The organism is Streptomyces sp. NPDC047085, assembly GCF_040643735.1.
Taxonomy (GTDB): domain Bacteria; phylum Actinomycetota; class Actinomycetes; order Streptomycetales; family Streptomycetaceae; genus Streptomyces.
The window spans coordinates 312681-324298 of record NZ_JBEYUW010000007.1; the positions used below are offsets into that span (position 1 = coordinate 312681).

At 70.5% G+C, this 11618-nt stretch carries 10 protein-coding genes; 3 read left to right on the top strand and 7 right to left on the bottom strand.

What is annotated here, in order from left to right:
• The first annotated feature begins 2 nt into the window (after positions 1–2).
• Positions 3–221: a DUF397 domain-containing protein gene (locus ABZ865_RS25075; protein ID WP_361234598.1), complete on the top strand. Its 219-nt coding sequence runs from the start codon at positions 3–5 to the stop codon at positions 219–221.
• 82 nt (positions 222–303) lie between these two features.
• Positions 304–1119 (top strand): SAM-dependent methyltransferase, encoded by an 816-nt coding sequence (locus ABZ865_RS25080; RefSeq protein ID WP_361234401.1) that lies wholly within the window; start codon positions 304–306, stop codon positions 1117–1119.
• Positions 1120–1336: 217 nt separating this feature from the next.
• Here ABZ865_RS25080 and ABZ865_RS25085 read toward each other — a convergent pair whose 3' ends face one another.
• On the bottom strand, positions 1337–2290 hold the full coding sequence (locus ABZ865_RS25085; RefSeq protein WP_361234404.1) for a LysR family transcriptional regulator: 954 nt from the start codon (positions 2288–2290) through the stop codon (positions 1337–1339).
• Positions 2291–2398: 108 nt separating this feature from the next.
• Between ABZ865_RS25085 and ABZ865_RS25090 the strand changes: the two genes are divergently transcribed.
• Complete coding sequence (locus ABZ865_RS25090) at positions 2399–3598, top strand: cysteine desulfurase-like protein (RefSeq protein WP_361234407.1); 1200 nt, start codon at positions 2399–2401, stop codon at positions 3596–3598.
• A 113-nt stretch (positions 3599–3711) separates the two neighbouring features.
• On the opposite strand, the gene ABZ865_RS25095 is transcribed toward ABZ865_RS25090, so the two are convergent.
• From ABZ865_RS25095 to ABZ865_RS25120, 6 genes are all read right to left on the bottom strand, one after another.
• The gene (locus ABZ865_RS25095) at positions 3712–5313 is read right to left on the bottom strand and encodes a M4 family metallopeptidase (protein ID WP_361234410.1); all 1602 of its coding nucleotides are present in this window, start codon (positions 5311–5313) and stop codon (positions 3712–3714) included.
• Between the two features lie 150 nt (positions 5314–5463).
• Positions 5464–6450 (bottom strand): LysR family transcriptional regulator, encoded by a 987-nt coding sequence (locus ABZ865_RS25100; protein ID WP_361234413.1) that lies wholly within the window; start codon positions 6448–6450, stop codon positions 5464–5466.
• 165 nt (positions 6451–6615) lie between these two features.
• A complete protein-coding gene (locus ABZ865_RS25105) occupies positions 6616–8313 on the bottom strand; it encodes a hypothetical protein (protein ID WP_361234416.1) in 1698 nt (565 codons plus the stop codon).
• A gap of 41 nt (positions 8314–8354) precedes the next feature.
• Positions 8355–9488 (bottom strand): DUF4185 domain-containing protein, encoded by a 1134-nt coding sequence (locus ABZ865_RS25110; protein ID WP_361234418.1) that lies wholly within the window; start codon positions 9486–9488, stop codon positions 8355–8357.
• 121 nt (positions 9489–9609) lie between these two features.
• A complete protein-coding gene (locus tag ABZ865_RS25115) occupies positions 9610–11244 on the bottom strand; it encodes a fucose isomerase (protein ID WP_361234421.1) in 1635 nt (544 codons plus the stop codon).
• Positions 11245–11408: 164 nt separating this feature from the next.
• Positions 11409–11618: hypothetical protein (locus ABZ865_RS25120; RefSeq protein WP_361234424.1), on the bottom strand; the 210-nt coding region annotated here is incomplete at its 5' end.

The window sequence follows — 11618 nt, forward strand, 5'->3', positions numbered from 1 at the left end:
GGATGCCGGCCCGCGACCTCGGGGAACAGGGCTGGGAGCGCCCCTGGAGCGGACCGAACGGCGGTCAGTGCGTCGAGACGAAACTCCTCGCCGACGGCCGCGTGGCGATACGGCAGTCGACCGACCCGGCCGGACCGGCGCTGATCTACGCGCCGGAGGAGATCGCCGCGTTCCTCCGCGGGGTCAAAGAGGGCCTGGCCGATCACTTGGTCGCCGGGTGAACCGGCGGCGGGCAGAAGGGACGACGACACCGGTCCCGCTCCTGGCCTGCGGGCCGACAGACACACGCGTGAAGGGGAGAACATGAACACCAGGCAGGCCGGCCGGGATCTCGACACGAGCAAGGCGCACTCGGCCCGGATGTACGACTACTTCCTCGGCGGCAAGGACCACTTCGAGATCGACAAGGAGGCGGCCCTGGTCGCCGCCAAGGCCCACCCCGGCATCTACGTGACCGCCCGCGAGAACCGGGCCTTCATGCACCGGGCCACCCGGGTCCTGGCGCAGGAGCACGGCATCCGCCAGTGGCTCGACATCGGCACGGGTATCCCCACCGAGCCCAACCTGCACCAGGTCGCCCAGTCGGTGGCGGTCGATGCCCGCGTCGTGTACGCCGACAACGACCCCCTCGTCCTCAAGTACGCCGAACGCCTCATGCGCAGCACGGCGCAGGGACGCACGGCCTACATCGAGGCCGACGTCAGGGACCCCGATGCGCTGATGAGCGCCGTGGAGGCCTCGGAGGTCCTGGACTTCGACCAGCCCATCGCCCTCTCCCTCAACGCGCTCATGCACTTCATCACCGACCCGCACGACCCGTACGCCATCATCCGCCGGCTGCTCGACCCGCTCCCGGTGGGCAGCGCCCTCGCCATGAACCACTGCACGCCCGACTTCGACCCCGTCACCTGGAACAAGGTCGCGGAGGTCTACACCAAGTCCGGGTCTCCGGTGCAGTTCCGTTCGCACAGCGAGGTCCGCCGTTTCTTCGACGGACTCGACCTGATCGACCCCGGCATCGTGTGCTGCCACCGCTGGCGGCCCGCCGAGCCGACCGACGGGACGGAGCCCACGGACGCCCAGATCAGCCTGTTGGCGGGCGTAGGCATCAAGCGCTAGCCGGGGCCCGGCCGCCGCACCGTGACGATCACGGAGACCGATGACCCGGACCATGCCCGGCTCCAGGCGGCGAGCCTCGTGCACGATGTCATCGGCGGACTGGTGATCGGCGTCGGCCCACGGCCCATGTCCTGGCCCACTGGTCGGCGACTCAGCCGATCGCGCGGGGCGCGTCACGTGTGGTGTGGGCGGTGGAGTCGACGGAGCGGGACCGGAACTACGTGATCAGCGGACTGTGCTCCCCCCCTGCCGACTGCGCGCTGTCCACCGCGCCGGCCAGGAGCGTGACCAGCTCGTCGATGAGCGGGGAGCGGGCGCCGGGTCTGCCGACGGCGAGGATCTCCCGGTGAAGCGGCGCGACCCCGGGCGGCAGGACCACCCTCTCGACTCCGGCGTCGTGTCCCGCTCCGAGCAGCGTGGCCGGGATCAGGCCCACCGCGAGGCCCGCCCGGATCATGGCGAGCATGCTGTGCAGGTCCTCGGTCTCCAACGTCACCTGCGGCGCGATCCCGAGCTCTCCGGCCCAGCGGTGCAGCAGACGCCGGTCGGGGTTGTGGGCGTGGCCCGAGACCCATTCCCGTTCCAGGCATTCGGCCAGCTCCACCGGGCGTCGGCGCCCCGGCTCGGCACCCGTGACCAGGACAAGCGGTTCACGCCCCAGGACGTTGATCGTCAACGCCTCGGACGGAGCCGGCGGGTCCTCGGGCAGGTAGCGGTAGGCGACGAGCAGGTCGATGTCTCCGGACGTCACCCTCGGCACGCCCTCGTCCGTCTCCACGACGACGAGACGGATCCGGGGACCCGGGCGGCGAGCCCTGAGCGTGGACAGGACCTGTGGGAGGAGGTAGGTCATGGCGCTGGGGTAGGTCCCGACGCGTAGTTCGGCGATCTCGCGATGCGCGATGCCGTGGGCGGCGTCCTGGAAGCGCGCGGTCGCGTCGAAGAGCGTCTCGGTAGCTTGGGCGAGGGAGCGGCCGGCCGCGGTGAGGATGAGCCGGCTGCCGGGGCGGCGGGTGATCAGTTCGACGCCCATGTCGCGTTCGAGCGCGGCGATGTGCTGGGACACCGCCGAGGGCACGTAGTCGAGCTCGGCCGCGGCCTCGGCCATCGAGCCGCGGCGTACGACGGCCAGGAAGGTGGCCAGGAGCTTCAGATCCGGCTGAGACTTCATGCTTCATGAACTTTCTCTTCGAGATCCATCGCTTTACGTGTCTCGGGCTCGACGCCAGAGTAGAGGCACCGCGACGCCGGGCACTCCGCCCGGCAGAAAGCAGGGACCATGGCCATCGACCTCACCGCCCTGCGGGCCCACTTCCCCTCCCTCGCCTCCGGGCTCGCCTTCTTCGACGGTCCGGGCGGAACGCAGACCCCCCGCCCCGTTGCCGACGCCATCGCCGCGACGCTGACCGGCCCCCTGTCCAACCGGGGAACCGTCAGCCCGTCGGAGCTCAACGCCGAGCGCGCCGTCGCGGACTTCCGCGCCGCCTACGCCGATCTGCTGAACATGCCCGCGAACGGCATCGTCCACGGCCGCAGCGCCACGCAGCTCACGTACGACTTCTCCCGCCACCTGGCCATGACCTGGAACGCGGGTGACGAGATCGTCCTCAGCCGCCTCGACCACGACGCCAACGTCCGCCCCTGGATCCAGGCCGCCGAGCGCGCCGGAGTGACGGTCCGCTGGATCGAGATCGCCCCGGAGACCACGGAGCTCGACCTCGACTCGTACGAGCGGGCCCTGACGCCCCGGACCCGGCTGGTCGCGGTCACGGCGGCCTCGAACGTGCTGGGCACCAAGCCGCCCGTCCGCCGGATCGCCGACCGCGCCCATGAAGTGGGCGCTCTGGTGTACGTGGACGGCGTGCACTACGCCGCGCACCACCTCGTGGACGTGCCCGCTCTCGGGGCCGACGTGTTCGTCTGCTCGCCGTACAAGTTCCTCGGACCGCACTGCGGGGTGCTCGCGGCGGCACCCGAGTTCCTCGAAACCCTGCGCCCGGACAAGCTCCTGCCGTCCCCCGACACGGTGCCCGAACGTTTCGAGTTCGGCACGCTGCCGTACGAGATCCTGGCGGGCGCCACCGCAGCCGTCGGCTTCCTCGCCGAGCTGGACCCGGGCACGGGGACCTCGCGAAGGGAGCGCCTCACCCGCTCCCTCGAGTCCCTGCACGAGCACGAACTGACGCTGCGCGCGCGGCTGCAGACGGGTCTGGAGTCCCTGGGCGACGCCATCACCGTGCACTCGAAGGCCGCCGACCGCACCCCGACGCTCCTGATGTCCGTCGAAGGCCGCGACGCCCGCGAGGCCCAGGCACATCTGGCCGCGCGCGACGTGGTGGCACCGGCCGGGTCGTTCTACGCCTACGAACCCTTCACCGCGCTCAAGCTCGAGGACCCGGCCCTGCGCGCGGGCCTGGCCCCCTACAACACCACCGAAGACGTGGACCGCTTCCTCGACGGGCTCGCCGACTTCCTCTGACCTCGCCGGATCTGGGGATGCCCGGCAGGGGGTTGCGGGGCCCGGGCGACGGCTGAGGGGATGCTCGTCGTCGTCCGGGCCGGCTGCCGCGGGTCAGGCGGTGTGTCGGTGCGTCAGGAGACGTTGAGGGCGCTCCAGGCCGCGGCGACGGTGGAGTACTCGGGGCTGGTGGCGCCGTAGAGGTCCTTCGCCGCGTTCAGGGTCGCCGTGCGGGCGCCCTTGTAGTCCGTGGTGGAGGTCATGTAGACGGTCAGCGCCCGGTACCAGATTGCGGAGGCCTTCTGGTTGCCGATGCCGGTGACCGTGGAGCCGTTGCAGGTGGGGCTGTTGTAGGAGACGCCGTTGATGGTCTTGGCGCCGCTGCCCTCGCTCGCGAGGTAGAACCAGTGGTTGCCGACACCCGAGGAGTAGTGCACGTCGAGGCGGCCGACCGACTTCGACCAGCAGTCGGCGGAGCGGCCGTCCAGGGACGGCTTGTCGAAGCGGCGCAGCCACGGCGGGGTGGACTGGTCGCTGAAGAGGTAGTCGGGGGTGTCGACCGGGTTGTTGGCGTACCACTCGACCATCGTGCCGAGGATGTCGCTGGTCGCCTCGTTCAGGCCGCCGGACTCACCGCTGTAGCGCAGGTTGGCGGTGGCCGAGGTGACGCCGTGGGTCATCTCGTGGCCCATGGTGTCGAGGTCGACCTGCTCGGGGTCGGTGGTGCCGTTGCCGTCGCCGGTCATCATGCAGAAGCAGGTGTCCGACCACTGGGCGTTGTCCCAGTTGGTGCCGACGTGGACGAAGACGGTGGCGCCGCGGCCGTCGTTCTTGATGCCGTTGCGGCCGAAGGTCGTCTTGTAGTAGTCGAACGTCTTCGCGGTGTTGGCGTGCGCGTCGACGGCGGCGGTGGCGCGGTCGGTGGAGAACTTCCTGCCGTCGCCCCAGATGTTGTCGGCGTCGGTGAACAGGGTGCCGGAGGTGCTCTTCAGGGACGAGGACGAGATGTTGTGCGCGTCCTTGGTGATGTGGCCGCGCACCGGGTCGATCAGGGCGAAGGTGCCGTCGGCCTGCTGGGTCGTGTCGATGCTGACGTCGCCCGTGTACTCGGAGTGGCCGGTGCCGGTCGCCTCGTGCTCGGCGTCGTAGTTCTCGATCGCCGCGCCGGTGGTGGCGTCGGTGATGAAGACCTCGCCGTGCGGCTGGCCCTTGTCGCCCAGGCCCTGGACGGTGGTGCGCCAGGCCAGGCGCGGAGTGCCGTCGGCGGCCCACACGATCAGTTCGGGGCTGGACTTGGCGTTGCGCACCACGCCGTTGGAGCGCTTCAGTGCACCGGCCGCGGCGCCCCTGGCGTCGAGGGTGGGAGTGACCGACTTGAGCGCCACCTTGTGGGCCTTCGCGCGGCTGGATCCCTTGAGCGAGCCGTCGGCCTTCTGGTGGACGACGAAGTCGCCGCCGACGACGGGGAGGCCGCGGTAGGTGCGTTCGAAGCGGACGTGCTGGGTGCCGTCGGCGTCGATCACGACGTCCTTGACGTGGAGTCTTTGGCCCGCGCCAAAACCGAAGGTGTCGGCGTGCCGGGTCACGTTCGCCTTGGCCTGGGCTATCGCCGTGTCGCGGACGGAGGTCACGTGCTTGACCGCGTCGGTCTGGGAGTGCGCGGGCGCGGCCATCGCGCCCGTGGTGATGACGCCGGCGGCGACCATCGCGGAAAGAGCAAGAAGGGAACGGGACATGAGGGGGTGATTCCTTCGCTCGTCGTGGGGTGACGACGTCCAGGGACGTTGACGCGAAGTGTTCACCAGGTGACATGTTCCTGGCGTGATCCCAACTGGGCTATAACCGCGGAGCTATAGGGCATGGGGAGGGGAACGGGGATCGCCCGGTCACACGCCCTCGCCGAGGGCGAACTCCTTGCCGCCGTCCTCCCACCAGGCCAGGTACTGCGGCCGCTGCCGCACCAGCGCCAGGTAGGCGGCCAGCAGACGCTCGCAGGCCGCGTCGGCGAGCGCGGGCGGAACCGACCCCGTGTTCCAGGCCAGCAGCAGCCGCCGGTGGAACGGGACGTCCACGAGCGGTCGCTGCACGGTGCCCTGGGCGGAGACGTCGGCGGTCGGCCAGACGCCGCAGACGGCACGCCGGCCGGCGACCAGGATCTGGGCCACGGACAGGTCCGGCGTCACATGGGCGATGCGCGGAGTGAATCCCGCCGACTGGCAGGTGAGATGAAGGTACGCGTGCACACCGCTCTCGTCGGCCTCCGGCATGACCCAGTCCTCGCCCGCCAGTTCATGGAGGCCGACCTTCTCCTGGCGCGCCAGCGGGTGGTCCTCGGCGAGCAGGACGAAGACCGGCTCGCGCAGCAGGGTGCGCGTCGCCACCGACTCGCCGACCGGGAGCGGGAAGCCCGGGAACTCGCCGAACACCGCGATGTCGCATTTCGACTGGCCCAGCGATTTCACCAGGGTGTGCACGGACCGGCGGGCATCTATGGTGACCCGGCGCTCCGGCACGAGTTCGAAGAGGGCGGAGACCAGCAGGGACATCAGGGGGCCGGCGGTTCCGCCCGCCCTCAGCGGGGCGGCGGCCTGTCTGTCCGCCTCGGCCGCCGATCGCGCGTGCTCTCGCAGCCGGTCGAAGCCCACGACGAGGTCACGGGCGCAGCGCAGGACGTACTGTCCGTTCTCGTTCGGCTTCACCCCGTCGGCGCTGCGGATGAACAGCGGGCCGCCCAGCTCGTGTTCGATCCGCTTCAGCTGGGCGCTCATGGCCGGCTGGGAGAGCTGCAGCCGTGCGGCGGCCTTGCGGATGCTGCCGGCCTCGGCCACGGTGAGCAGGACACGCAGGTGCCGGAACTCCAGGTGCATGCTCATCCCCCGCACTGCGCGGGGGGCCCATGCAGCCCATGCACCCCCCTGACCAGCAGAACCAGCTGCCCCACGGCATGGTGACCAAGAATCCGACGGGTCCCCGGGGGCGGCAACCACGGGCTGGTAAAACCTGCGCCGAAGCCGGCGAAGCCTCCGCCCCGGCGCGGCTCAGCGGTAGTAGGCCTCCAGTTCGGCGATCGAGGTGAAGGTCTGGGTGCCGCCGCTGCCGCCGATGACGCGGACGCCGTCACCGGTCGTGGCGTCGAAGTCGAAGACGTACGTCCTGTTGGTGCCGGCGGCCGAGGAGGTCGGGAGGGTGGGGGTCACCCGCTGGCCGGTGACGTCGGTCCAGACCCCGTTCTGCCGCACCTGGATGCGCGGGGCGCTGCTGAACCAGCCGCCGTCGCCGAACATGGTGCCGGTCGTGTACGCCACCTCGTTGAGGCGGTAGGTACGCGGCCAGGTGTAGCCCCACCAGCTGGTCGGCTTGCGCTCGTCGTTCCAGTCGTCCTCGTTCTGGTTCTTGTTGCCGTCGTTGTAGATCGCGGTGCCGAAGTGCGTGGCGCGTTCGATCGGGACGGTGCCCGGTTCGCGGGCGAGGTTGCGGGCGGCGTCCGGGGTGTTGCCCGGGGTGGTGGGGACCGACGGGGTGAGAGACATCCTGCGCAGCGAGAAGGTGTACGCCCAGAAGTCGCCGGCCGGGTAACCGCCGCCGCAGGGGCAGACGTTGGACTGGAGCCACATGGACTTGCCGTCGGCGCTGATGTACTTCGACGGGATGGTGGTGGCGTAACCGCCGTGCTTGGCGTGGGTCCAGGGGTAGCCGCCGAAGTCCTTCGGGGTGAAGTGCTTCCACGGTCCCCAGGGGGTGGGCGCCTCGTAGAACTCGTACGTGTACTCCGTCCAGGACGTGTAGATGTACCGGTTCAGTGGCTTGTCGTAGACGACTCCGCCCTGGCTGATCACGCTCAGGTCCCGCGCGCGGCCCGCGGTTCCCACGTTCTGGTAGATGCGGTGGTCGTCGTGCAGGACGGACACCCGCTGGTCTATGTTCGAGGTCCACTGCGGGGTGCCGGCGCTGGCACCGGCGTAGAACTGCCACGTGGACCGGTTCTGGACGGACGTGGCGGGCACCCGGGCCAGGTAGAGGTCGGCCGGGTCCGGGTCGGGGTCGAAGGTGTCGCGCCAGTTGTAGTCCAGGCCGTAGGCGTAGACGTATCCGTCCGGGCTGTTGGCGTTGTCCTTGCCGTAGTCCAGGAACATGACCGTGGTGAACTTCTGGTCCGAGAACATCGGGGTGGTCGTGTCCGACGTCCAGGTGGCGCCCTTGTCGGTCGACTTGACGATGGTCGCGCTGGGCGCGTTGTCCAGGGTGCCCTGCTTGAGGTCCTGGACGGCGAGGTACAGGTCGCCGTTCACGCAGGCCATGCCGGTCGGCTTGCGGTAGTACTGCTGGGGGTCGCCCCAGATCCGGCCGATCCGGTCGCCCGCCGCGCGCTGGGTACCCGTCAGGTTGCCGGGGTCACCGCTGATCCGGGCCACGCCGACGTCGTTCCAGGTGTCGCCGAAGCCCAGGCCGTCGCCGTAGGCGGCGTAGACGTTGTCGTCGTTCGACCAGCACGACGGCCACAGGTCGCCATGCTCCCTGTTGTCGCCGATCGCGGGGGCGCCGATGGTGGCGCCGGGGGCGATGTCCACGGTCGAGAAGTAGCTGCTCTCCGGGGCGTTCGCGGTCGCGGTCACGGTCGCACCGGCCGTCGCCGTGGCGGTGGCGGTGTCGGCATCGGCGTGGACGGCCGGAGTCGTCAGCATGGTCACGGCGGCCAGGCCGGCCGCCAGCGTGATCAGGGATCTGGATATGCGCACACGTGCTCCTCGGGAGGGGGTGGTGGGTGGGGGGAACGTGCTCAGACGGCCAGACCGTTGATCCGGTACTGCATGACCCGGTAGTTCTGGGCGTCGTACCACTGGCTCACGGTGAGGTGGAAGTCGCTGAACGTGGAGCCGGGGACGATGAAACCGCCGTACGGGCTCGCGACCGCGTTGCCGGACTCGTGGCCGGGAGCGGTGGGGACGATGACGGTCTGCTCCGGGGTGGTGAACAGATTGCTCGTCGGGAGCGCGAAGATCTGGGCGCGCATCGAAAGCGGCTCCATGTTCAGCCAAGTCAGGGCGTACTTGCCGCCCATCGCACGGAAGCAGATCTCGCCCCAGCGGCGGCGGGCGGTGATCGTGGTCGGGTAGTTGCCCCAGGCCCAGGCGCCGTTCGCGTAGCCCCACGGCTGGTACGCGGCCGGGTTGCCCAACTGGTCCTGGCGGACGCGGTGGAGGAGGAGGTCGGAGGCCACGTCGCGGTTGAACACGGTCGACAGGACGTAGCAGTATCCGTCGTCCGCGACGGCGTACGACTTCTGCTGGAACTGGCCGCCGTACTGGTCACCGGGCCACTGGCACAGGTACCGCCACGTCCGGCCGTTGTCCGTCGAGCGCCAGAAGTCGGAGTGGTGGGTCTGGTAGAGGACGCCGCGCATCAGGTGCATGTACATCGTGCCGCCGACCGTGAAGACGTCCGACGGGATGGCGGTCGTGTTGTTCTGGTGGCCCTCCGGGACGAGGCCGACGGCGTGCGAGCCGCCCACGCTGTCGTCGATGACGAGGCGGTCGATGTCGGGGCGGCGTGCGCGCAGGCCCACCGGGGCCCGCCAGTCCGGCCCGCCCACGCCCGCTCCGTCGAAGGTGTCGCCGCAGACGAAGAGCATCGTGCCGTCGGGGCAGCGGGCGGGGATGCCCAGGTCGGTCCAGGGAGCGGCGAAGGGGCCCGTCTCGGCGGGACCCGTGAGGTTCCTGATCTTCGTGCCGGTGATGGCGGTGACGGCGGTGGCCCCGGCCGGGGCGGCGCTCGCGCGCGGCGCCCCTGTGCTCAGCCCGGCTACCGTCGTCGCCAGCCCCAGTCCGGCGGTGAGCACCGAGCGGCGGCTCGGGCCGGCGGCCGTGGCAGGGGTGGGGGTGGGGGTAGGGGTGGGACCTTGTGCGTGGACCATGCTGAACTCCTCGGAATCGTGGGGGATTTCCTGGTTCGCCTGCTCGCTCGTCCACGTGCTGATGCACGCCGGTGGTGTGCGGATGCGGGCACGCACACCACCGGCGTGGCCCTGGATGCGACTACAGCGCCACGTCACCGCACAGGTGCACCTCGACGCCCAGCTCGGCGAAGAGCGCGGCCTTGGCGCGCAGCGCCTTGTCGGCGGTCTCCGCGTCGGGGGCGTAGGCGACGTTGAGGTGGTTGGCGCGGTGGCGGGCCATGAACTGGTCGCGGGTGACGCCGTGCAGGACCGCATGCATGATCGGCCACTGGTGGTTGGTGGCATCCAGCCGGCGCCGGGTCTCCTCCTCGGGCAGCTCGATCGAGGTGGCGCGGCCGAGGTCGACGTGCAGCCGGCCGTCCATCAGGAACACGCGCGACCAGACGATCTCGCCCGGCTTGGAGACGCCGCTGAGGGTGCCGCCGCCGAGCGGGAAGAACATCGGGGGCTGACGCATGCTGTACGACTTGTCGTAGCCGCCGTTGTGGGAGGCGGGCACCGAGCCGGATATCTCGAAGACCCAGACGAACCGGCCGTCGTACTCCTCGCCCCAGCGGACGTCGTGCAGCGTGGTGGCCGGGTCGAGGCCCATCGCGGTCCAGATGCGGTTGGTGACGAGGGAGTCGACGGCGACGCCCTCGTCCACCTCGTTGAAGTGCGGCAGCGGCGCGCCCGCGTACAGCTCACGGGCGCCGTCGCGGCTGAGCACCGGCGGACGCTGGACGTTGTTGAGCAGACCCTCGGCGAGGTCGCTGGCCGGGACGGTGTCCTTGAGGCCCTGCTGGTACTGGATGCCGACAGCGTCGAGTCCGAAGTCGTCGGCGATGCGCAGCGCGGCTATGTACATCTTGAACTGGCTGAGCAGCTGCGCGTCGGTGAGTTCGGTGGCCTCGTCGGTGCCGGTGTGGAAGGTCATGCCGGCGTGGTCGAGCCAGGCGCGGACGGCCTGGGCCTCCTCGTCGGAGACCTTGTTCATCTCCGCGACCAGGGCGCTCTGGGACAGGCGCTCCTTGTAGATGCCGAGCGGGTTGAGGAACTCGTCGTCGATGATGGCGTTGTACATGCCCATGCAGCCCTCGTCGAAGACGCCGATGATCGCCTTCTCGTCGCGCAGCTGCCGGGCGAGGGCCACGCCCAGTTCGGTCTCGGGGTCCTGCGGCAGCGGCGGCAGGGGCCGGACATGGCTCGTGTCGTGGGTGAGGGTGCCCGTCTCGAGCCAGGTGCGCAGGCCGTCCCGCGCCCAGTCGTCGGTGAAGTCGGCGCTCCACAGGACGGAGTACTCGCGCCCCGCCTTGGTGAGGCTGCCGGCGAGGTTCAGCAGACCGACCAGGCCCGGGAACTCGCCGCTCCAGTTCGCGACGACGAGGATCGGGCCCCGGTGGCTGCGCAGTCCGGCCAGGACGTGGTGGCTGTACTGCCAGACGCCCTCGACGACGATCAGCGGGGCGTCCTCGGGCAGGTTCTTGAACACCTCGATGCCGGCGCGCTGGCTGTCGATGAAGCCGTGCCCCTTGGCCTCGTCGACCGCGTGGCCGCGTCGGACCGCCCAGCCGAGGTCCGTGAGCGCGGCGGCGAGGTCGTTCTCCAGCTTCTCCTGGGTGGGCCAGCAGGTGACGTTGGCGGCGGGGCGCAGGTCACCGCTGGCCACGGTGTAGACGGTGTTCGGCTCGGCGGCCGGCACCCGGCGGGGCTCGGGCAGGGTGTACGTGGTCATGCGGTCTCCGTTGGTTGTGCGTTCGGCCCGAAGTGAGGGCCGATGGGTCGAGCAGTCACGTCCGGTCCCGGCCGGGGCCGGGAGGTTCAGGGGCCCGGTCCCGGCTCGGGGGCGTGACCGGGACGGGATCGATCACGTCCGGCCCCGGGACCGGACCGGTGCGTTCAGGGGCCGCGGTCCGGCCCGGGGTGGGACCGGGTGGGGTCGAGTGGTCGCATCCGGTCCCGGGATCGGACCGGCGGCGGAACCGGATCGAGGTCGAGCAGCCCCACCCGGACCCGGGATCGGACCGGCGGCGGAACCGGATCGAGGTCGAGCAGCCCCACCCGGACCCGGGATCGGACCGGCGGCGGAACCGGATCGAGGTCGAGCAG